Annotated in this window: 22 protein-coding genes, 1 tRNA gene and 1 riboswitch; of the genes, 12 read left to right on the top strand and 11 right to left on the bottom strand. The window is 67.2% G+C overall.

The window, feature by feature from the left end; all coding sequences use genetic code 11:
* The 4 genes from ACLBYD_RS04655 to ACLBYD_RS04640 form a co-directional block, all read left to right on the top strand.
* Window positions 1–557: FtsB family cell division protein (locus tag ACLBYD_RS04655; RefSeq protein ID WP_447815576.1), on the top strand; the 557-nt coding region annotated here is incomplete at its 5' end.
* Window positions 554–1,081: a DUF501 domain-containing protein gene (locus ACLBYD_RS04650; RefSeq protein ID WP_447815575.1), complete on the top strand. Its 528-nt coding sequence runs from the start codon at window positions 554–556 to the stop codon at window positions 1,079–1,081. The genes ACLBYD_RS04655 and ACLBYD_RS04650, both read left to right, overlap by 4 nt.
* The gene (locus tag ACLBYD_RS04645) at window positions 1,078–2,022 is read left to right on the top strand and encodes a Ppx/GppA phosphatase family protein (RefSeq protein ID WP_447815574.1); all 945 of its coding nucleotides are present in this window, start codon (window positions 1,078–1,080) and stop codon (window positions 2,020–2,022) included. The genes ACLBYD_RS04650 and ACLBYD_RS04645 overlap by 4 nt, the downstream gene beginning before the upstream one ends.
* 230 nt (window positions 2,023–2,252) lie before the next feature.
* Window positions 2,253–2,456 carry a cold-shock protein gene (locus tag ACLBYD_RS04640; protein ID WP_016932996.1) on the top strand — a complete coding sequence of 68 codons (204 nt, stop codon included), beginning with the start codon at window positions 2,253–2,255 and terminating at the stop codon, window positions 2,454–2,456.
* 120 nt (window positions 2,457–2,576) lie between these two features.
* Here the strand turns inward: ACLBYD_RS04640 and ACLBYD_RS04635 are convergent, their stop codons facing one another.
* Window positions 2,577–3,038: a hypothetical protein gene (locus ACLBYD_RS04635; RefSeq protein WP_447815573.1), complete on the bottom strand. Its 462-nt coding sequence runs from the start codon at window positions 3,036–3,038 to the stop codon at window positions 2,577–2,579.
* A 14-nt stretch (window positions 3,039–3,052) separates the two neighbouring features.
* Window positions 3,053–4,306 carry a lipase family protein gene (locus ACLBYD_RS04630; RefSeq protein ID WP_447815572.1) on the bottom strand — a complete coding sequence of 418 codons (1,254 nt, stop codon included), beginning with the start codon at window positions 4,304–4,306 and terminating at the stop codon, window positions 3,053–3,055.
* A gap of 145 nt (window positions 4,307–4,451) precedes the next feature.
* On the opposite strand from ACLBYD_RS04630, the gene ACLBYD_RS04625 reads away from it, so the two are divergent.
* Both ACLBYD_RS04625 and ACLBYD_RS04620 read left to right on the top strand, forming a co-directional pair.
* Window positions 4,452–4,958: a GNAT family N-acetyltransferase gene (locus tag ACLBYD_RS04625; RefSeq protein ID WP_447815571.1), complete on the top strand. Its 507-nt coding sequence runs from the start codon at window positions 4,452–4,454 to the stop codon at window positions 4,956–4,958.
* Between the two features lie 19 nt (window positions 4,959–4,977).
* Window positions 4,978–5,051: transfer RNA gene (locus tag ACLBYD_RS04620), tRNA-Leu, on the top strand.
* Between the two features lie 113 nt (window positions 5,052–5,164).
* Here ACLBYD_RS04620 and ACLBYD_RS04615 read toward each other — a convergent pair.
* From ACLBYD_RS04615 to ACLBYD_RS04590, 6 genes are all read right to left on the bottom strand, one after another.
* Window positions 5,165–5,992 (bottom strand): SDR family NAD(P)-dependent oxidoreductase, encoded by an 828-nt coding sequence (locus ACLBYD_RS04615; protein ID WP_447815570.1) that lies wholly within the window; start codon window positions 5,990–5,992, stop codon window positions 5,165–5,167.
* Window positions 5,993–6,189: 197 nt separating this feature from the next.
* Window positions 6,190–6,960 carry an ABC transporter ATP-binding protein gene (locus tag ACLBYD_RS04610; RefSeq protein ID WP_447815569.1) on the bottom strand — a complete coding sequence of 257 codons (771 nt, stop codon included), beginning with the start codon at window positions 6,958–6,960 and terminating at the stop codon, window positions 6,190–6,192.
* Window positions 6,957–7,742, bottom strand: a complete 786-nt coding sequence (locus ACLBYD_RS04605) for an ABC transporter permease (protein WP_447815568.1) — start codon at window positions 7,740–7,742, stop codon at window positions 6,957–6,959. Before ACLBYD_RS04605 ends, ACLBYD_RS04610 begins: the two co-directional genes overlap by 4 nt.
* The gene (locus tag ACLBYD_RS04600) at window positions 7,720–8,733 is read right to left on the bottom strand and encodes an ABC transporter substrate-binding protein (RefSeq protein WP_447815567.1); all 1,014 of its coding nucleotides are present in this window, start codon (window positions 8,731–8,733) and stop codon (window positions 7,720–7,722) included. The genes ACLBYD_RS04605 and ACLBYD_RS04600 overlap by 23 nt, the downstream gene beginning before the upstream one ends.
* 36 nt (window positions 8,734–8,769) lie before the next feature.
* A riboswitch (TPP riboswitch) is annotated at window positions 8,770–8,866 on the bottom strand.
* Window positions 8,867–9,325: 459 nt separating this feature from the next.
* Window positions 9,326–9,847, bottom strand: a complete 522-nt coding sequence (locus ACLBYD_RS04595; protein ID WP_447815566.1) for a hypothetical protein — start codon at window positions 9,845–9,847, stop codon at window positions 9,326–9,328.
* Window positions 9,848–10,273: 426 nt separating this feature from the next.
* On the bottom strand, window positions 10,274–10,420 hold the full coding sequence (locus ACLBYD_RS04590; protein WP_447815565.1) for a hypothetical protein: 147 nt from the start codon (window positions 10,418–10,420) through the stop codon (window positions 10,274–10,276).
* A 220-nt stretch (window positions 10,421–10,640) separates the two neighbouring features.
* Here ACLBYD_RS04590 and ACLBYD_RS04585 point away from each other — a divergent pair, with 220 nt between their 5' ends.
* Window positions 10,641–10,835, top strand: a complete 195-nt coding sequence (locus tag ACLBYD_RS04585) for a hypothetical protein (protein WP_059381617.1) — start codon at window positions 10,641–10,643, stop codon at window positions 10,833–10,835.
* A 58-nt stretch (window positions 10,836–10,893) separates the two neighbouring features.
* Here the strand turns inward: ACLBYD_RS04585 and ACLBYD_RS04580 are convergent, their stop codons facing one another.
* A complete protein-coding gene (locus ACLBYD_RS04580) occupies window positions 10,894–11,091 on the bottom strand; it encodes a CsbD family protein (RefSeq protein ID WP_213931986.1) in 198 nt (65 codons plus the stop codon).
* A gap of 119 nt (window positions 11,092–11,210) precedes the next feature.
* Between ACLBYD_RS04580 and ACLBYD_RS04575 the strand changes: the two genes are divergently transcribed.
* The gene (locus ACLBYD_RS04575) at window positions 11,211–11,387 is read left to right on the top strand and encodes a hypothetical protein (RefSeq protein WP_447815564.1); all 177 of its coding nucleotides are present in this window, start codon (window positions 11,211–11,213) and stop codon (window positions 11,385–11,387) included.
* Between the two features lie 13 nt (window positions 11,388–11,400).
* On the opposite strand, the gene ACLBYD_RS04570 is transcribed toward ACLBYD_RS04575, so the two are convergent.
* Window positions 11,401–12,420, bottom strand: coding sequence for a magnesium transporter CorA family protein (locus tag ACLBYD_RS04570; RefSeq protein WP_447815563.1), 1,020 nt, complete (start codon window positions 12,418–12,420; stop codon window positions 11,401–11,403).
* 29 nt (window positions 12,421–12,449) lie between these two features.
* A complete protein-coding gene (locus tag ACLBYD_RS04565; protein ID WP_447815562.1) occupies window positions 12,450–15,935 on the bottom strand; it encodes a protein kinase domain-containing protein in 3,486 nt (1,161 codons plus the stop codon).
* A 158-nt stretch (window positions 15,936–16,093) separates the two neighbouring features.
* Between ACLBYD_RS04565 and ACLBYD_RS04560 the strand changes: the two genes are divergently transcribed.
* The 4 genes from ACLBYD_RS04560 (at window position 16,094) to ACLBYD_RS04545 (ending at window position 20,054) form a co-directional block, all read left to right on the top strand.
* Window positions 16,094–16,450 (top strand): hypothetical protein, encoded by a 357-nt coding sequence (locus tag ACLBYD_RS04560; protein ID WP_447815561.1) that lies wholly within the window; start codon window positions 16,094–16,096, stop codon window positions 16,448–16,450.
* Window positions 16,451–16,472: 22 nt separating this feature from the next.
* Window positions 16,473–17,600, top strand: coding sequence for a class I SAM-dependent methyltransferase (locus ACLBYD_RS04555; RefSeq protein ID WP_447815670.1), 1,128 nt, complete (start codon window positions 16,473–16,475; stop codon window positions 17,598–17,600).
* A gap of 95 nt (window positions 17,601–17,695) precedes the next feature.
* Window positions 17,696–18,538, top strand: a complete 843-nt coding sequence (locus ACLBYD_RS04550) for a Bax inhibitor-1/YccA family protein (RefSeq protein ID WP_071934511.1) — start codon at window positions 17,696–17,698, stop codon at window positions 18,536–18,538.
* A 130-nt stretch (window positions 18,539–18,668) separates the two neighbouring features.
* On the top strand, window positions 18,669–20,054 hold the full coding sequence (locus tag ACLBYD_RS04545; RefSeq protein ID WP_006553874.1) for a cystathionine beta-synthase: 1,386 nt from the start codon (window positions 18,669–18,671) through the stop codon (window positions 20,052–20,054).
* The last annotated feature ends 11 nt before the right edge of the window (window positions 20,055–20,065 follow it).

Here is a 20,065-nt window from a genome sequence, read left to right as displayed (position 1 = left end):
GCGAGGACCCCGTTCATTCGTCGCCCGGTCGCGGCCGCCCCGGTGGTTCGGGGCGAGCCCGCCCCACCCGGGTCGGCGCGCCCCGCGACTCCCGCCGCCCCCGCACCGAACGCACCGTCCTGGGCCTGTCCACCGGCCGCGCCGTGGTGCTCGCCCTCGTCGTGTGTGGTCTCGCGCTCACCCTCGCGGTGCCGCTGCGCACCTACGTGAGCCAGCGTTCCGAAGCCGAGCAGCTCGCCGCCGAACGCGTGCAGCTCGAACAGGAGATCGCGGCCCTCGAGGAACAGAAGGCCCGCATGGAGGACCCGGCCTGGGTCCGCGCCCAGGCCCGCGAGCGACTGCGGTTCGTCGTCCCCGGCGACATTCCCTACCAGGTGCAACTGCCGGGCGACGCCCCGCCCGAACGCGAGGAGCGCGAACCCGAGCGGCCGACGACCGGCGCCTGGTACAGCGACCTGTGGTTGTCGGTCTCCGAACCGGCACCCGAACCCGAGCCCGAACCCGTGCCGCAGCAGATGCCTGTGGCACCCCCAGAACCAGGAGATGTCCCCGGGTGACCGATCACGTCACGCAAGAAGACCTCGACGCCGTCGCCGCCCAGCTCGGGCGCGAACCCCGCGGCGTCCTGGCCATCGCCTACCGTTGCCCCGACGGTGCGCCCGGAGTGGTGAAGACCGCGCCCAAGCTGCCCGACGGCACGCCCTTCCCGACGCTCTACTACCTCACCGACCCGCGCCTCACGGCCGAGGCGAGCCGACAGGAATCGGCCGGGGTCATGAAGGAGATGACCGAGCGTCTCGGCACCGACGAGGAACTGGCTGCGGGCTACCTGCGCGCCCACGAGTCGTACCTGGCCGAACGCGACGCGATCGAGTCGCTCGGCACCGGCTTCACCGGCGGCGGCATGCCCGAGCGCGTCAAGTGCCTGCACGTGCTGATCGCCCATTCGCTCGCGAAGGGACCGGGCGTCAACCCGCTCGGCGACGAATCCGTCGCACTCGCCGCCGACGCCGGTCTGCGTGGCACGGCGATCCCCGCCGACTGGCCCACCTACGCCGAGCTGCGTGGAGAAGAACAGTGAGGGTCGCGGGAATCGACTGCGGCACCAACTCCATCCGCCTGCTGATCGCCGACATCGCGGAGGACGGCACTCTCACCGACGTCACCCGCCTCATGAAGGTCGTGCGGCTCGGACAGGGCGTCGACGCCACCGGTCGTCTCGCACCCGAGGCGATCGAACGCACGCGGGTCGTGCTGGTGGAGTACGCCGACCTGATCCGCGAGACCGGCGCCACCGCCGTTCGCATGGTTGCCACCTCGGCCACGCGCGACGCGAGCAACCGTGAGGACTTCTTCGCGATGACCCGCGAAGTGCTCGGTGCCGTGATTCCCGGGGCCGAGGCGGAGGTCATCACCGGCGACGAGGAGGCGCGTCTGTCCTTCGCCGGCGCTGTCGGCGAACTCGACTCCGCGCGTGGTCCTTTCGTTGTCGTCGATCTCGGTGGTGGTTCCACCGAGGTAGTTCTCGGCGACGCCGACGGTGTGCACGCCGCCTACTCCACCGACATCGGCTGCGTCCGGCTGACCGAGCGGTGCCTGCACGACGACCCGCCGACCGCGGAGCAGGTCGCCGCGGCACGGGAGGTCGCGGCGGACAAGATCCGCGAAGCGCTCGAACGGGTGCCGGTCGAGCAGGCCCACACCTGGGTGGGTGTCGCGGGCACCATGACCACCCTCGCCGCGCTCGCCCTCGAACTCGACGAGTACGACTCCGAGAAGATCCACCTGTCGTCGGTGCCGTTCGACCGCCTCCGCGAGGTGTGCGACGGTCTGGTCGCCGCGACCCGCGAGAAGCGCGCGGCGCTCGGCCCGATGCACCCCGGCCGCGTCGACGTCATCGGTGGTGGCTCGATCATCACGATGGTGCTCGCCGAGGAACTCGGTCGCCGAGCCGGCATCGCCGAGCTGGTCGTGAGCGAGCACGACATCCTCGACGGCATCGCTCTCTCCGTCGCCCGCTAGTTCACCGATTCGTGTGGGTTCGACCCCGGTTTCCGGGGCTCGATCCACACGAATCGGAGAATGTGTGGTTGACTGGGACTCGGTCGAAGTTTTTGTTCGCGTCTTGTCCACGCTCGCAAATCCTTGTTGCGGGCGGTTGGTTCTCCTTTCGGAAGTCACCGCATGTGATGGCGGCCTCGCTCCACCGAACTCACGGCGGAGCTCGAGTAACACGACAGAAGGAGACAGACATGGCAGAGGGAATCGTGAAGTGGTTCAACGCCGACAAGGGATTCGGCTTCATCGCCCCCGAGGACGGCAGCGCTGACGTGTTCGCGCACTACTCGGAGATCCAGTCGGGCGGCTACCGCAGCCTCGACGAGAACCAGCGCGTGCGCTTCGAGATCGGCCAAGGTGCCAAGGGTCCCCAGGCCACCGGTATCACCGTGATCTGATTCGACCTCCCGTCCCCCAGGGGATCCGAGACACCATCAGGCCCGCCTCGTCATTCGAGGCGGGCCTGATGCATGTCCTGGCCGGATCGGTGAAAACGATTACGGCGACCGGAAATCCCGTCAGGGCACCGTGAAACGAGTGGTGAACCGGGCAGGGTCGAGATAGGTCGTGTTGAGGTCGTCGGTGGTCACCGTCATTCCCGCATCGCCGGAACCGATGTCGATACTGATCTGTCCGCTGGGAGCGTGCCCGGGTTCGCCGGGAGCCGACGTCAGCTCGAGGGCGCGTACGCCGTTCCTTTTGCTTCCCCAGTGGTTGACGAATGCGGTGATGGTGCACGAACCGCCGAAGAACGTCGACCAGGACAGATCGACGAGGATCGTTCCCGGTCGAGCGTGTGGCGCGAACACGTGGCCGGTCAGCTGCCCGCTGCACGGTACCGAGTGGTCCCGCCCCAACGAGTATGTGGTCGGCAGGGGAACGAACTCCTGGTGGCGCGCGGACGCCGTGCCCGGAAGAACCGCGAGCAGGGCAAGCGACATGCCGACCGCGAACGTCCGACGGAATCGTCGTCCGGTCACGCTCCGAGCGGTGTTCATACCGTCCCGCAGTTCGACGACGGCGCGACGCCGGCGAATCGGCCGTCGAGGAAGTCCAGTGCACCCGGCAGGCCGATCACGGCGGCAGTGATGTGATCGGGACTCGGCACGAGCTCGGTCCGCACCGCCACCCCGGCGTCGCAGTACCTGCGCAGCGTCGTGGAGATCGCATCGAGAGGAATCAGCACGTCGGTCGGTGAATGCCACTCGTACACTGGGGCATTCGGCACCGTCGCGACCTTCTCGACGCTGTTCTCCATCAGCACCTCCTGCACGGTCGGGCTGTCGAGCAGGGCAAGGCCCGCCGCCGCGTCGGCGACGTCGGCCATGCTGCGACCGGCACCGGCGAGCAGGATCTCGTTGGTGCACGCGTTGGCGATGCGGTCGCGCAGTTCCTGCCCCGCACCGTTGAGCTGCTCGCTGACCGGCATGCGGTCCGGGTACTCACGTTCGAGGCCGAGGGCGGCCGCCATCGCCAATCCGAAGGCGGGATGAGCGGATTCGCCGAGTTCCCGGGCCATCTCGCCGATGTCCATCGGGACGCCACCGTAGGCGGAGCCGACGATCGGGATCTCGGGCGCGTAGGTCGGGGCGAGTGCTGCGGCCATCGCCGTCGCCATCCCGCCGCCGGAGTAGCCGGCGATGCCGACCGGGCTGTCGGCGAGTTCGAGCGGTGCGTAGCGTTGCGCGGCCCGGATGCCGTCGAGGGTGATCTGCCCGCCGACCTTCGCGGCGCCGTAGGCGCTGTTCGGTCCGAGATGATCGGGAACGGCCAGCGACCAGCCGCGCTGGATCGCGATGAGCAGGCCGGGGGACTCCCGGATCCCTCGCAGTGGGTTCGGTGCGTACAGCGCCGTCGACGGCGCGCACTCGAGTCCGAGTGCGTTGATGATGGCCTGGTACGAGACGAGCGGACGACCCGGCGCCCCACCCTGAGGGGACAGCACGGTGGTCACGGCGGAGATCGGTTCGCCGGCGGAGTTCGTCGACCGGAACTTCAGCTGGACGGCGTCGGTGCCGGGGAATCCGAGCGGCGGCGGAACGACGCGCGCGGCGAGGACGTCACCGGGCTGCCGATCGGCGATGTCGTCCGGGGTGCTGTAGAAGGAGTCGTTCACGGACGCGGGGTAGACGATGCCTTCGGCCTGTGCGGAGGGTGCGGCCACCAGGCTCGGCGTCGCTGCCAGGGCCATGACGGCTACCGCGGTGGCGAGTCGCCCGGTCAGTGGGCGTGCGGTCGTGAAGCGCATCCGTTGTCCTTCTCTTCGTGCCCGGTCCACGACCCGGCTGTCCGCTGTGTACTTGTGTCCCCGCAGGATGTCGGCCGGAAATCGAGGTGCGTTACAGCCCGGTGTGGAGCACACTCGAAGTCGGATCCGAGGAGGTCGAGGAGCAATGAGGATCGAAGCGTACACGGCCGAACGACGAAGCGACATACTCGATCTCTCGATCCGGGCCTGGCGTCCCGTCTTCGAGCTGTACCGGCCCGCCGTCCCGGCCTTCGTCTACGACTCCTTCTATCCGAACGGCTGGGAGTCGCGGCAGATCGACGATCTCGGCAGGGTCCTCGACGACGAACCCGAGTCGGTCCATCTGGCCGTCGACGGCGACGAGCTGCTCGGCTGGGTGTCGGTGCGCGTGCACCCGGAGGACAGCATGGGGGAGATCCACGTGCTCGCCGTCGACCCACGTCATCAGCGCAAAGGCGTCGCGTCGGCGTTGATGAACCACGCCGACGACCTCGTCCGCGCCGCCGGGATGACCATGACGATGGTCGAGACGGGCGGTGACCCGGGCCATGCCGGCGCGCGCGCCGTCTACGAGGGCGCCGGATACGAACGCTGGCCCGTCGCACGGTACTTCAAGAATCTCGCGCCCCGGCGCGGTAGTGGACAGTCGTGAACGCTAATGTGATCCCCACGCCCCTATAGCCCAATTGGCAGAGGCAGCGGACTTAAAATCCGCCAAGTGTGGGTTCGAGTCCCACTGGGGGCACAATTCCGGGGTCGCCCGATGCATTCGCTACCTCTCTTGCCATCCGCTACAGCGCATTGCCGTAGCGGATGGAGATTCTTGTAGCGGATGGATGACCACAGCTCGGAGGTGCGCTACGCCTCCACAGGCAGCTGCGGAGCGCTCCGGGCCCGGAGCTGCTCGGCGCGTCCGTTCATCAGGTAGCCGGTCATCTCCGGATGCGTCGACAGGTAGAACGCGCCGTCGGCCGCCTGGGCGAAGATCCGTTCCGCCGCTTCCAGAGCGGGCATCGCGCTCTCACCGACCTTGAACATTGCCTCGCGCTCGAGTGCACCGGCTTCCGAGTCCCCGCCGGCCCGCTCGAAAATCCTGCTGACCACCGGGCCGGGCAGAACCGCCGCGACGGTGATGTCGTATCCCGCCGCCTCGACCTCCAGTTTCAGGCACTCGGTCAGAGCGAGCGTCGAGTGCTTGGACACGATGTAGGGCGCCTGACGCGGGGCTGCTCCGATCCCGCCGATGGACGACAGATTCCAGATGTGCGCCGGAACGCCGGCCTCCGCCATGCGCGGGACGACGGACCGCACGCCGTTGAACACACCCGTGACGTTGATGTCGAGAACGCGCTGCCACTCCTCGGCGGACACTTCCCACAGGTAACCGAACTGCTCGACACCCGCGTTGTTGATCGCCAGGGTGACCGGGCCGAGAGTGTCGTAGACGGTCGCGAAGAACGCGTCGACGGATCCGGCGTCGCGCACGTCGGTGTGCACCGCGATCGCCTCGGTTCCGGATACGACGAGATCGTCCGCCACCGCTCGGGCCGCTTCGATGTCGATGTCGGCGATGGCCACCTTCATGCCCAGCGACGCGCCGTAGCGGGCGAGTCCTTCCCCGACGCCCGAACCACCGCCCGTGACAGCCAGGACCCCGCCTGCGAATACTGAATGTGCGTCGGTCATGAAGTGCTCCTCTACGTCGATACTTCCCGGTGGTGACGAGTCATTCTGCCGATACTCGTATCCGCTGCGCACGAGCGGGTTCCGGCCGCCACGTCGAACACATCCGCTACCGTTCTCGTCATTCGCCACGGCAAATTGCTGCAGCGGATGGCGAATCTTGTAGCGGATGCACTGTCGGCGGACAGTTCGACCCGCGACTACCCAGAGGGAATCCTCCGCTGATCCTCGTGACGTGAGCGGTGCAGGACCTCCATGAGCTCGTGTTCGAGCGCTACGAACTCGCTCGACACGCACGTCTCCAGGGTTCGAGGCCGGGGCAGGTGCACACGCACCTCGTGCTGCACCCGCGTCGGTCGCGGACCGAGGACGACGACCCGATCGGACAGCAACACCGCCTCCCGCACGTCGTGCGTCACCATCAGCACCGTCCAGCGATGCTGCTGCCACACCTGCTGCAACCACAATTGCATCTCGGTGCGGGTGAGTGAATCCAGTGCGCCGAACGGCTCGTCGAGCAGGAGCACGTCGCGTCCCTGCAGCACCGTGCGTGCGAGCGACGCGCGTTGACGCATACCGCCCGACAGTTGGTGCGGCGCAGCGTCCTCGAATCCGGTCAGGCCGAAGGTCGGCAGCAGTTCGCGGGCGCGGGCACGAGCGTCCGATCGCTGTACGCCCTGCACCTCGAGCCCGAGTGTGCAGTTGTCGAGCACCGTCCGCCACGGGAAGAGCAGGTCCTTCTGGGGCATCAGCGCGACCCGCCCGGGTGCGGCGGGAGAGCCGCCGACGAGAACCTCACCGGTGTCGGGCTGTTCGAGTCCCGCGACGATCGAGAACAACGTCGACTTGCCGCAACCGCTCGGTCCGATCAAGGACACGAATTCACCGGGCTCCACGGAACAGTCGATGCCGTCGATCACCGCCCGGTCGCCGTACGCCTTGTGGACCGATGCCATCGTCACCGCACTCATGTCGCATCCTCCGTGAGTGCCCACGGCGCGACCACCCGTTCGACGACGTAGGTCAGCGCGTACAACGTGAGCGATAGAACGGCGGTCACCAGCACGGCTGCGAGCACGAGATCGGTGCGGAACGAATTCTTCTGTGTACTCATGTATATGCCCAGGCCGGATGTCGCGCCGACGTATTCGGCAAACACCGCGCCCACTACGGCGTAGGTGATCCCGATCCGCAGGGCGGTGAAGAAGCGGGGGAGCGCGGACGGCAGGCGCACGTAACGAAACTGCTGCCACCGTGACGCGCCCATGCTGCGCAGCAACGCGCCCGCCTCGCGGTCGGCCGCCGCGAACCCTTCGAGCAGTCCGATCGCGACGGGGAAGAACGTCACGAGCGCGATGACGAGGATCTTCGGCAGCAGTCCGAATCCGAACCAGATGATCATCAAGGGCGCGATCGCGATGATCGGCAGGGTCTGCGACACCACGAACAACGGCACGAAGGCCCGCCGCAACCACGGCGAGAAGTCCACGGCGATGGCGAGCACCCACGCGAGTGCCAGCGACACGGCGAAACCGACGAGGGTGACCTGAAGGGTGGACCAGGCGTGCCCGGCGATGTCGACCCGATGTGTCCACCCTTGCGTGAGAACGCGTGCGGGGGACGGCAACACCTGCGGACGGATACCGCTCACCACGACGTACGACTGCCAGATCGCGACCAGCGCCCCGGCGACGAGCAGGGCGGGAAGGAGTCGACGTGCGCGGCCGGTGCTATCGGTCTTCGAGGTAGTCATCGGTGACATAGGTCGACCAGTCCGGCTCGGTCGTCAACGGGCTGCCATCGGGTCCGGACAGCAGGCCGTTCTCGTAGAGGAATCGGGCGTAGCCCGACCATTTCCCGGCGTCGAGGACTCCGACGGCACCGGAGGCGTCGCGCATGTAGTCGGCGGCGAGCAGGCGCTGGCTCTCGTAGACGAGTTCCTCGTCGGGGAAGGCCCCGGGATTCGCCTCGATCAGGGCCCGGGCTCCACGATCGGGGTCGTCGGCGGCGATCCGGTAACCCTGGTGCAGCGCCTGCACGAAAGCGCGTGCCTGCTCCGGGTTCTCCGTCATCCAGTCCTCGTTGCCATCGACGACGATCGCGTACGCGTCGGGGAAGCCGTAGTCCGTGAAGCGGAAGTACCGCATGGGCAGGCCGCGGCGCTCGGCCTCGAGACCCTCCCACGCCAGGTACGACACGGTGAAGTCGGCGGTCGACGAGTAGACGGCCTCGTACGATGACGTCCCGAGCGTCACCTCCTCGAACTCCCCGCGACCACCGTCGTTGCGGATCACCTCGGCGAGCATCTCGTCCTCGCCGGGGTTCGCGAAGCCCGCGAAGGTCTTGCCGTCGAGTTCCGCCGGCCGCGTGATGTCGGGGTTGTCGCCCCGGACGGCGATCCCCGTCGCCCAGTGCTGCAGGGGTGCGAGGACCGCGAGGGTCCGGGACCCGGATGCCCTGGCGATGGTCGAGGTGGCATGCGTCGAGATTCCGAACTCGGCGCTCCCGGCGTCGACGAGGGTGTCGGGCGTCGCGTTGTTGTACGGCAGGATCTCGACGTCGAGCCCTGCATCGGCGAACAGGCCCTCCTGCTGCGCCACGTACAGCCCGGTGTGATTGGTGTTGGGCGTCCAGTCCAGCGCGAATCGGATGGTGTCGCTCTCGGAACCGGACGAGCACCCGACGACCGCGGTGAGCGCGGCGACGAGGGTGAGCAGTCCGGCGAGAGATCGCCGCGCGTTCACTGCGCGGATCGGGAACGGAACGGCGTGTGGACAAGCATGGCCATGTCGGGACATCCCTTCGTCAGCATTACCTGATGAGGTTCGACGGGTGTGTTCTCAGCCCCGCTCGTGCGGAGCACCCCGTGTCACTGGCGACCCTAGCACTGCGGCTTCCAGGCACCCCCGGGACGGCGGCAGAACGAACGCGTGACACGAAGTTACATAAATGCCCAGGTCGCGGCATTACCCTCACGTTTCACCCGTAGCGGAAGAGTCGAAGGTCCCTTCCTTCTGCTGTTTCCGTGAATCCGAACCCCTGTCGCTCGAGGCGGGACCGAAGACCGGCCACGTGCGACCGGTTGGCGTATCTGCGGTGGCAATCGGCGGACGGCCCGGAGAGTTCGGCCGACGCCGACCGGGTGCTCGTCGCCCAACCCGGGATCCTCGAGGGAGCGGGTGCGCTCGAGAGCGTCGCACGCAACACCGTCCTCACTGCCGCCGCTCGCGGTTGCCACATCGAGTTCTGGGCACTGGACCGACGATCGAACTGCCTCGAAGACCACACAGGTGTGCAGGCGGCACTGCGGACGGGGTCGCTCGACACGGCGACCGACTACTCCTTCCACGGCGCCGAGATCGATGGGCGGCGATTCGCCGGCCACGCGACCGTCACCGACGTCGCGTGGCTCTCGCGCGCCGGACTCGAACAGACGCTGCGCGACCAGTGCGAGCTGTTGCGCCACGAACTTCCCGGCCCGGCCCGGCCCTGCGGAAGCGGAAAGTGTTGTGCGGCGGACATTCTCTCGGCAGTTTCATCACCGGCAATTTCGCGGAATGGGATTTCGGCGGAGTTTCCGTCACCACCGACGACGCCGGCACCGTTCGATGCGCTGTCCGGATCGATCTCGACGGCGCCCCCGGTGCCGGCACTTCCCGCGGTCGTCAATCCCGAGGCGACGAATCTGCTCGCACTCACCGGACTCGCGGCGCGACTCGCCCCGGACGGCACCGACGGAATCATCCCGCGGATGCCCGACAACCCGAACGTCGACTCGACGCTGCGGACACTGTTGTCGAGGGATTGCGCGATGTTCGCGACCGGCGACCCGGACGTGCGGACGTTGAACGCGACCACCGAGGCGGTGCTGGGCGATCCTCGACGACAATTCGCAACCACTGGGATTCCTGCAGGCGAGCGTCGGGGTTCATCACCGGTGCGCCCGTGCACGACAAGCTGTTTCCCGTTCCCAGCACTCCGGAGGTGCTCGGGGGGCTGTTCGGTGACGCACCCAAGGCGTCACCGGAGGTCTTCACCGATCCGGGAGTCGTCTACCGGTGGCTCGACTACGACGAGGTGGGCACGGCGTCGTCACCCGACGAAGCGTGGTACACCGATCGGGGGAGCGAGGTGACGTCGATCGCGGAGCTGGCGCGGAATCCGTCGGAGCCACCCCTGGATTTCACCGAGTGGTACTTCCCACCGAAGCTTCCGTTCGATCTGGCGTCGGCGACCCGCAGGCGTCGCAGGCACTGGCCGACTTCGCGGCCGGATGAGGCGGGATCAGGCGCCGCGGGCGGAGAAGATCGAGGTGTAGTCGTGCGGGCCGCTGACCTCGGCGACAGCCGTGACGGGTTCGATCTCGGCGTCGGCTTCCGGAGTGGTGGGCGCGAGGAAGAGGGGATTGTCGAATTCTTTGTTCTGGCTCATGGCCGTCCTTTCGGGTGCGGCCGGGTAGACCCCGGCCGTGGGGCAGTGCGAAGAAGAGGGGCCGCGGTACACGCGGCGGGGAACTCTCACGTCCGGTTCGGAACCTTCGGGCACCGAGGTGCGAGGTTGCTCATCGTATGCGAGCCGAACGATGACCCCACCCTACACCAGAAGGTTCGCCCGACGTTTGATCGGCGAGTCGCGTGGGAAGACACTCGGCATGGCTACCTACAGAGTGATCGACCCGACCGGGAACGTCGTGGACACCAAGGAAATCGAGAGCGCGGACGACGCGCACGCCTGGTTCGTCGACCAGCGCGCCGACAACAGCGAACTCGGCTGGCGCATGGAGGCACAGAACGAACAGGACGGTACCTGGCACTTCTTCGACGACACCGAGGGCACCTCGAAGTAGGACCCACAGACACGCGCGGTGCCGGTAGTCGAAACTACCGGCACCGCGCAGTTCGTGACTACTTCTTGAAAGCGTCCTTGACGTGCTCTGCGGCATCCGAGATCTTGTCGCCGGCCTGCTTCAACCCGCTGGAGGTCTGGTCGCCGCGACCCTCGGCTTCGAGATCACGATCACCGGTCGCCTGACCGGTGTTCTCCTTGATCTTGCCGCCTGCTTCTTCTGCCTTGTGCTTTGCCTTGTCGACGAAATCGGCCATGGGTCCTCCTCTGTCATCGAACGTTGCCCCTACGGAGTACCCGACCCGAACCGAGCGAAACCGAACACGGCGTACTCGTCCGTGTCAGACTTCGACAACAGACAGCCAGGAGGAGATCGATGTCGCATCCCACCAACCCCGGGCCCGAGGGCGACGAACCGATCGGTGACGCCCCGGACGCCGACCCCGAACTCGTCCGCGACGGTCCCGTGCAGCGCCGTCGATCCGCCGGGGCGGTGATCGCCGCCGTCGCGGTGGTCGTCGTGATCGTCGTGCTGCTCGTCGTCCTCCTCTGAGCGCGGCGAAGAATCACAACCAGTCCCGCTTCTTGAACAGCACGTACAGCACGATCGCCGACACCACGATGATCGCGACTCCGGTGAGCATGCCCCACCACTCGCCGAAGCCGGGATAGGGCACGTTCATGCCGTACCAACCGGTCACGGCGGTGGGGACCGCGATGATCGCGGCCCATCCCGTCAGTTTCTTCATCACGATGTTCAGGCGGGCGTCCTGCAGCGACAGGTTCGTCTCGAAGACGGTGTTCACCATCTCGCGGAGCGACTCCGTCCACTCGGTCGCGCGCATCACGTGGTCGTACAGGTCGTTGTACGAGCTGTCGAGTTCGGGATGGCGGTTGTTCTCGGCGCGGGTGCGCATGACCGCGTTGATGATTTCGCGCATCGGCAGCACCACTCGCCGAAGTTGCACGAGTTCCTTGCGGAGACGGTAGACACGACGCTGGATGTACCGAGTGGACGCCTGATCCTCGAAGAGGCAGTCCTCGAGGTCCTCCGCGGCGTCGTCGAGTTCCTGAATGGTCTCGAACTGTCCGTCCACGACCGTGTCGAGCAGGCCGTGCACCAGCGCCCCGGGCCCGTACTGCAGCAGGTCCGAGTTCTCGTCCCACCGGCGCACCACTTCGTCGATGTCGAACGGGCTGCCGCGACGTACCGTCACGACGCCCCTGGGCAGGACGAACGCGGAGATCCGGGTGGTGTGCAACCGGGACTCGTGAGCCTGATCCTCGTCCTCGGAATCCGGATAGAGGTGTGTCGCGTAGACGGTGAGGAAGGTGTGCGTGGCGTAGCGGGTGGCCTTGGTCCGTTCTCCCTGCGCGAGCGAATCCTCGACCGCATACGGGTCGAGGCTCCATTCCTCGGCGAGTTCGAGCAGGTCCGCGTGCTCGGGATTCCACAGGTCCACCCACACGAGGGCGTCGGCGTCGGCGAGATGATCCGACACCGCGGAGAGGGGGAAGCCCTCGTCGACAAGCTTCCCGTCGGTCCATCGCCGGGTCCGGATAGGTCTGTCGTTTCGGTCCGTCACCTCGGCAGTGTCCCCGAATCCGAGGGGTTTCACACCACGGGACGATTCTCGTCCTCGGCGAGTCGTGCTGCGCGTTCGAGGAACTGCGCGTCGACCCGTGCCCAGTCGTCCGGCCACCGATCCTCCTGCATCCGTCGGTGGAGCGCCTCGAGGGCGCGAGTCGTCCGCGCGCCACCGTCCACGAGATAACACACCATCCCGCGTGACGCGCACTCTGCGGCCACCCACGCGAGCGTGCGTTCGGCCTCCTCCATGCGCCCGGCGGCGTGCAGACAGCTGACGAGGAGCCGTGTGGCCTGGAGGTGGGCGCGGGGACGCAGCCCCTCGGTGCGGCGTACCCACAGCTGCGCCCACTCCACTGCGTGTTCCGCGGCACCGGCTTCGTCGCTCTCGCAGAGCAGGCGGATGGCGGTGGCGTCCTCGAATTGGAGAGTGATCTCCACCGTGCCGTCCGGGTTCGGACGGTCGGAATCGGGCATCATCCGTGTGGGCCTTGGGATTGCACCCAATCCCAGTCGTATCCGCTCGTTCTCCAGCCGCGCCCGTAACCGGGGTAGGTTGTTGATCGCTGCTGCGCGCAGTCCCTCGTCCAGTAGTTTCGTGGCTGATTCCCGATCCCCGTGGACCATCTTCAGGCGCGCCGCGGTCGCGAAACGGGCGATCATGAAATCTGTTGCACCACCGTCTATTCCGAGAAGGTTGCTTTCGTCGAGCAGCGTCTCGGCTTCACCGGTCCGTCCCTGTTCGTAGAGCAGTTCCCCAAGCATCGCGGCGGCGAGCCGGCCCGAATGGGTGTGGATGCCGCCGTTGCGGCGCGCCCGTCGCAATGCCGTGCGGAAGTACTTCTCCGCTCCCTCGACGTCGAGTTGTTCGTTGACGGCGATACCGCACAGGCACTGTCCGTAAATCGCAGCGAAAGGGCCTCGGGTCTCGCGGTGGTAAGGGGCTGCCCATTCTTGCCGGCGCACCGCCGAATCGAAGTCGAAACGGAAGATGTCGGCATAGGATGCGAAGTCCGCGGCGGCCGAGACGACCCACGGGTGCACGGCCGACGGATGTTCGAGGCACGGGGTGACGAGTGCATCGATACCCTCGATCCGGTCGGAGTTCATGAGGATGGCGGCTTCGACCGCATCGGCCTCGAGGCTCAGTGCGTAGGGATCCTGCCCGGAGGTGACGCCCTGTTCCAAGAGTTCACGCACGGTGGCGAGTGTGCTGCGCGAGCGACTCAGTCGCTGCAGGGCTCCGTTCGCCCACGCCTGGGTGAGCAACAACCGCGGTTCGCGTGCGACGGCATGCGGGGGCAGCCTGTCGATCAGCGCGAGAAGGGGAGCGATGTGACCGTGCTCCATCATGTGCATACCGTCGGAGGCGAGTAGACCGACCGCGAAGTCGCTGTCGCCGGCCTTGAGTGCGTGATCGACGGCCTCGGGCAGGATGTGACGCCGGGCGAACCAGTCCGCGGCCGTGAGGTGCAATTCTGCGACCTTCTCGGGATGGTCACGTTCGAGACGCCGCCGCAGGAAGTCCAGGAACATGTGGTGATATCGGAACCAGACGCGTTCGTCGTCGACATGTCGGAGGAACAGATCGCGTTCCTCTGCCTCCTCGAGGATCGCTTGGCTGCGCGGATCTCCGGTCAACGCTGCGGCGAGGCTGCCGCTGACGGATTCGGTGATGCACGTCGACAGCAGGAACTCGTACATCCGCGGTTCGAGCGTGGACAGCACGTTGTCGGCGAGGAACTCTCCGATCGCGTGATGACGACCGGTAATATTCTCGATCATCCATGACGGATCGTCACTGTCACGCAACGACAACGATGCGAGTTGCAGTGCTCCGACCCAGCCCTCGGTAGTCCTGTTCAGGTCCTGCACGTCTTCGGGGGTCAAGTCGAGACCGCCTACGCCACGAAGGAACGAATCGGATTCATCCACGTCGAAACGCAGTGATTCCGAGTCGATTTCGATCAACTCATCTCGAACACGCATGCGACTCAAGGGGAGACCCGACCGGTTGCGACTTGTGACGACGAGTTGCAGATGATGGCAACCCTTGTCGAGCAGGAAATCCAGGGCTCCGATCGTCTCCGGCGAATTCACGCAGTGCCAATCGTCGATGAACACCGTTGTGGCAGTGTCGGATCGATGTAGATCGTTGATCAAGGTGGACAGTACGTAGCGCTCGGCGTTGTCGCCGTGTGCGTCGAGTATCTGCCCGAGTTGATTCGCCAGGGAGGGGCGCACCTGCTTCATCGCCTCGATCAGGTGCGCGAGGAACCACAACACGTTGTCGTCGTCGCTGTCGACCGTCAGCCAGGCGACGGGCACACCCTCGACGGCGAGTGCGTCCCGCCACTGGGCGGCCAGCGTGGATTTCCCGAATCCGGTGGGGGCGTGGACGGCGACGAGACGGCGCCGCTGTCCGGCCTGCAACAGCGCGATGAGCCGGCTGCGCTGGACGAGAGGGCGGGTGGTCGACGGTGGTCGGAATCGGGTGGACGGGGCGATCGTCGGGCCCGTGATGTCCGGCAATCCTTCCGAGGTAGGTCCCGTGAAGGGGAGATCCGGTGGGGTGGTGGGCGGAACGGCCGGGGGAGGACCGGGCAACGCCATCTCGTCGACCGGTAGGCCGTGAGCCCATTGGACGTCTCGGAGCAGATCGCCGAAGGCCGCCGCCGACTGCGGGCGGTCGTCGGGGTCGGCGGACATACCCAGTTCGAGCGCGGTGCACACGTCATCGGGGATGTCCTCGCCGCGCAGATCCGGAATCGGCTCCGAGGTGATGCGCAGGAACTGCGCGATGACTTTCTCTCCGTCCTTCCGCTCGAACGCGGCGTGCCCTGTGATGGCGGCGAACAGTGTGGAGGCGAGGCCGTAGACGTCGGACGCCGGTGTCGGAGCGCGACCGCGCAGCACCTCGGGAGCGGTGAACGCCGGGGATCCGGTGATCTCCCCGGTAACGGTCCGGAATGCGTCCCCGACGCGAGCGATGCCGAAGTCGGTCAGCTGGGGTTCCCCGTACTCGGTGAGCAGGATGTTCCCGGGCTTGACGTCGCGGTGCAGCACGTCGGACCGATGGGCCGTCTCGAGCGCCCCGGCCATCTTGACGCCGATCCGGATCACCTCGGGCCACGACAGCACGCCGTGGCGCCGGATGCGCGTGTCCAGCGAGTCGTGAGGGTGATAGTGCATCACCAGATAGGGCAGACCGTTGTCGATTGCACCGGCCTGCAACACGGTGACGATGTGCGGATGTCCCGACAGCCGCCCCATCGCCCGCTGCTCACGCAGGAACCGTTCGAGATCGACCGGATCCGGGGTTCGTCGCAGCACCTTCACGGCGACGCTCCGATCGAGTGCCTCCTGCCTGCATCGGTAGACCACACCGAAGCCACCGTGGCCGATCTCTTCCGCACCGGTGAAACCGGCAGCGTGCAATGCGCGCACGATGTCGGACTCGGCCACGTCGACGATCGGTGCGCTTTGAGTGGTGGCCGGATCGTTCTCGGACATCGGCGCAATCACCTCGGGGAGCTGTTTCCCCAGGATAGTCTCGAAATGTGCACGCCCGCTGCAGATCGTGCGTCGCCCCTGGTCTACCGTGGTCCGGCCGGACCACGGTGCCTCACCGGGAACGGGCAAACGACACTGCGACCAGAAGTGGGACATAGATGAAGAAGACTCTCGCGGCGCTGTTCGGTGCAGGTGTGGTCCTGCTTGCGGCGGCGTGCGGATCCTCGGACGGATCCGGCTCGGCCGAGGAGACCACCACCACGACGACCGCCTCGGCCTCGGCGGAGGCCGGCACCACGGGCACCACCGTCGAACTCGGCAAGAGCTACGAGGAGAACTGCGAGGCACTGCTGCCCTACCTCGACGAGCTCGAGGAGTGGGGCCAGGACCGCGCGGCAGCGGCCCAGGCCGTCGCCGACGCCCAGCAGCAGCTCCCGGCCTGGCAGGACCTCAGCGAAGAGGAACAGGCCGACACCCTGCGTGCCATCGAGAACGCCGGAAAGGGCGAGTGCTGACGGTCGAGTGTTGATCGACGAGATGTACGACAGGTTGAGGCGCTTCCCGGATGTGGAAGCGCCCAACCTGTTCGCCGTCGACGGGGCCGATCGCCTGCTCCTCGACGAAGCCGCCCCCGCACTGGAATCCGCAGCGCCGGGCACGATCGTGGTCGTCGACGACCAGTACGGCGCCCTGACCCTGGGTGCGGCCGTCCGGTTCGGCGCGGAGCGGATCCGGGTGCATCAGGACTCGGTGGTGGCCGAACGCGCGCTGGCTGTGAACGCCGAGCGTGAGGATCTCACCGACCGCTACCGTTCCTGCGGACTCGACGCGGACCTGCTCGCCGGTGCCCGAGTGGTACTGCTGCGTCTTCCCCGTTCGCTGTCGGCGCTCACCGAGATCGCCGAGACCGTGGCCCGCTACGCCGACCCCGAGGTCGTCGTGTTCGCCGGTGGCCGCGACAAGCACATCGGCCTTGCGATGAACGACGTCCTCGGCGCGTCCTTCGCCGAGGTCCGCGCGTCCCGGGGGCGGCAGAAGTCGCGGGTGCTCACCGCGCGCGGAGCAACGCCCGGACCGGCCTCCTATCCCGTCCGCGAGAGGCTCGACGAACTCGACCTCACCGTCGTCGCGCACGGGGCCGCCTTCGCCGGCCCGCGCCTCGACATCGGCACCCGCTTCCTCCTCGACCACTTCCCGAACCTCGACCTGCCTCGTAACGACACGGACGAGCAGCTCGCGGTGGACCTCGGCTGCGGCACCGGCATCCTCGCCGCGATGCTCGCCCGGCAACTGCCCGACGTTCGGGTGATCGCGACCGATCACTCCGCCGCCGCCGTCGCCTCCGCCGCGGAGACGGCCGCCGCGAACGGGCTCGCCGACCGGATCGACACGCTCCGCGACGATGCCGCGAGTTCGATCGCCGCCGGGTCGGTCGACCTGGTGGTGTGCAACCCGCCCTTCCACATCGGCGCCGCCGTGCACACCGGCGCGGCCCACAAGATGTTCGACGCCGCAGCCCGGATCCTCCGCCCGGGAGGACAGATGTGGACGGTCTACAACCGCCACCTCGACTACCGCCCCGCACTGTCGGGCATCGTCGGGCCGACCCGCGTCGAGGGCCGCAACCGGAAGTTCACCGTGACCAGGTCGGTACGGAGCCGGTAGAGTCCGATTAGTCCGAGCTTTCTCGACGATCGGGAACTCGTGAGGTCACTGCCTCGTTGAACGGACAGAAGCGACCACGAGAAGGGAAGTGCACGGTGCGCACCACCAGTAACCCGGTGTTCCGCAACCTGCCCAAGCAAGAGGGCGGCGGATACGCCACGTTCGGCTCTGCGACGGCGGGCGCCGCGCAGGCCACCCAGCAATTCGGGCAGCCGCAGACGGATCCGTGGGCACGTCCCACCGACCAGCGGACCATGACGATCGACGACGTCGTCACCAAGACCGGCATCACGCTCGGCGTGCTCGCCGTCTCGGCACTCATCTCCTACGTCCTGGTCAACTCCAACGTCGGCCTGGCAGCTCCGTTCGTCATCGGCGGCGGTCTGATCGGCCTCGTCCTGGTGCTGGTCGCGACGTTCGGCCGCAAGATGGACAACCCGGCGATCGTCCTCGCCTACGCGGTGGCGGAAGGCTTCTTCCTCGGCGCGCTGTCGTTCATGTTCACCGACATCACGTTCGGTGGCGCCGGCGGCGCGACCCTGATCGCGCAGGCCGTCCTCGGCACCTTCGGCGTGTTCTTCGGCATGCTCGTCGTGTACCGCACCGGCGCCATCCGCGTCACGCCGCGCCTGACCCGCATGATCGTCGGCGCCCTCGTCGGCGTCCTGGTCCTGGCGCTGGGCAACCTCATCGCCGGCTTCTTCATCGACGGTGGCCTGGGCCTGCGCGACGGCGGCCCGATCGCCATCATCTTCAGCCTCGTGTGCATCGGCATCGCGGCGTTCAGCTTCCTGCTGGACTTCGACTCCGCCGATCAGCTGATCCGCGCACAGGCCCCCGAGAAGGCCGCCTGGGGCGTCGCCCTCGGCCTGACCGTCACCCTGGTGTGGCTGTACGTCGAGATCCTGCGACTGCTCAGCTACTTCCAGAACGACTAGCAGTACGCCACGAAGACCCCGGACCACGGTCNGTCTTCGTCGTTTCGCAGAGGTTGTTTCCCAGGGGTGTTTTCCCTGGGGGTGTACACCGTCACCCTGCCGGAAAGCCACGACGTGGGAACATGGAGTCATGCGCATTGCGGATTCCGTCATCGACCTCATCGGAAACACCCCCCTCGTCAAGCTCAACACGGTGGTGAAACCCGGATCGGGGCTCGTAGCGGCGAAGATCGAATACCTCAATCCCGGCGGCAGCTCCAAGGACCGCATCGCGGTGAAGATGATCGATGCGGCCGAAGCGTCGGGCGAACTGAAGCCGGGCGGGACGATCGTCGAGCCCACCTCCGGCAATACCGGCATCGGCCTGGCCCTGGTCGCGCAGCAGCGCGGCTACAAGTGCGTGTTCGTGTGTCCCGACAAGGTCGGCGAGGACAAGCGCAACGTGCTGCGGGCCTACGGTGCCGAGGTGGTCGTGTGCCCGACCGCGGTCCCGCCGGAGCACCCCGACAGCTACTACAGCGTCTCCGACCGTCTCGCCCGTGAGCTCCCCGGTGGCTGGAAGCCGAACCAGTACTCCAACCCGGGTGGCCCGGCGAGCCACTACGAGACCACCGGCCCGGAGATCTGGAACGACACCGACGGCAAGATCACGCACTTCGTCGCGGGCGTCGGCACCGGCGGCACCATCTCGGGCACCGGCCGGTACCTCAAGGAGGTCTCCAACGGTGCGGTGAAGGTCGTCGGCGTCGACCCCGAGGGCTCGGTGTACTCGGGCGGCACCGGTCGGCCGTACCTCGTCGAGGGTGTCGGTGAGGACTTCTGGCCCTCCGCCTACGACCCGTCGATCCCCGACGAGATCATCGCCGTCTCCGACGCCGACTCGTTCGAGATGACCCGTCGCCTCGCCCGCGAGGAAGGCCTGCTCGTCGGCGGCTCGTGCGGCATGGCCGTCGTCGCCGCACTGCAGGTCGCCGAGCGTGAGGGCCCCGATGCGGTCGTCGTCGTGCTGCTGCCCGACGGTGGTCGCGGCTACATGTCGAAGATCTTCAACGACAAGTGGATGGCCAGCTACGGCTTCCTGCGCGCGCCGCTCGACGGCAAGCCCGACGATTCCACCGTCGGTGACGTGCTGCGCGGCAAGAGCGGCGACCTGCCCGACCTCGTGCACACCCACCCGTCCGAGACGGTGCGCGACGCCATCGAGATCCTTCGGGAGTACGGCGTCTCGCAGATGCCGGTCGTGGGTGCCGAACCGCCCGTCACCGCAGGTGAGGTGGCCGGTTCGGTCAGCGAGCGCGAACTGCTCAGCGCCGTCTTCGAAGGTCGCGCGAATCTCGCCGATCCGGTCGAGAAGCACATGAGCCCGCCGCTGCCGAACATCGGCGTGGGCGAGTCGATCGACTCCGCCACGAAGGCGTTCGGCGACACCGACGCGCTCATGGTGATCGACGACGGCAAGCCCGTCGGCGTCATCACCCGTCACGACCTGCTCGGATTCATCTCTCAAGGCCGATAGGACACAGATCT

This window comes from Rhodococcus sp. C26F (assembly GCF_053345925.1).
Note: the sequence above shows the minus strand (reverse complement) of the source record. Positions and strands in the feature narration are given on the sequence as shown.

What these genes read in the sequence shown, in the direction of transcription:
- ACLBYD_RS04625 (WP_447815571.1), top strand. Translation starts at nt 4,452, where the DNA reads ATGAGGATCGAAGCGTACACGGCCGAACGACGAAGCGACATACTCGAT.
- ACLBYD_RS04640 (WP_016932996.1), top strand. Translation starts at nt 2,253, where the DNA reads ATGGCAGAGGGAATCGTGAAGTGGTTCAACGCCGACAAGGGATTCGGC.
- ACLBYD_RS04575 (WP_447815564.1), top strand. Translation starts at nt 11,211, where the DNA reads ATGTCGCATCCCACCAACCCCGGGCCCGAGGGCGACGAACCGATCGGT.
- ACLBYD_RS04605 (WP_447815568.1), bottom strand. Translation starts at nt 7,742, where the DNA reads ATGACTACCTCGAAGACCGATAGCACCGGCCGCGCACGTCGACTCCTT.
- ACLBYD_RS04555 (WP_447815670.1), top strand. Translation starts at nt 16,473, where the DNA reads ATGTACGACAGGTTGAGGCGCTTCCCGGATGTGGAAGCGCCCAACCTG.
- ACLBYD_RS04560 (WP_447815561.1), top strand. Translation starts at nt 16,094, where the DNA reads ATGAAGAAGACTCTCGCGGCGCTGTTCGGTGCAGGTGTGGTCCTGCTT.
- ACLBYD_RS04580 (WP_213931986.1), bottom strand. Translation starts at nt 11,091, where the DNA reads ATGGCCGATTTCGTCGACAAGGCAAAGCACAAGGCAGAAGAAGCAGGC.
- ACLBYD_RS04585 (WP_059381617.1), top strand. Translation starts at nt 10,641, where the DNA reads ATGGCTACCTACAGAGTGATCGACCCGACCGGGAACGTCGTGGACACC.
- ACLBYD_RS04565 (WP_447815562.1), bottom strand. Translation starts at nt 15,935, where the DNA reads ATGTCCGAGAACGATCCGGCCACCACTCAAAGCGCACCGATCGTCGAC.
- ACLBYD_RS04615 (WP_447815570.1), bottom strand. Translation starts at nt 5,992, where the DNA reads ATGACCGACGCACATTCAGTATTCGCAGGCGGGGTCCTGGCTGTCACG.
- ACLBYD_RS04630 (WP_447815572.1), bottom strand. Translation starts at nt 4,306, where the DNA reads ATGCGCTTCACGACCGCACGCCCACTGACCGGGCGACTCGCCACCGCG.
- ACLBYD_RS04545 (WP_006553874.1), top strand. Translation starts at nt 18,669, where the DNA reads ATGCGCATTGCGGATTCCGTCATCGACCTCATCGGAAACACCCCCCTC.
- ACLBYD_RS04610 (WP_447815569.1), bottom strand. Translation starts at nt 6,960, where the DNA reads ATGAGTGCGGTGACGATGGCATCGGTCCACAAGGCGTACGGCGACCGG.
- ACLBYD_RS04590 (WP_447815565.1), bottom strand. Translation starts at nt 10,420, where the DNA reads ATGAGCCAGAACAAAGAATTCGACAATCCCCTCTTCCTCGCGCCCACC.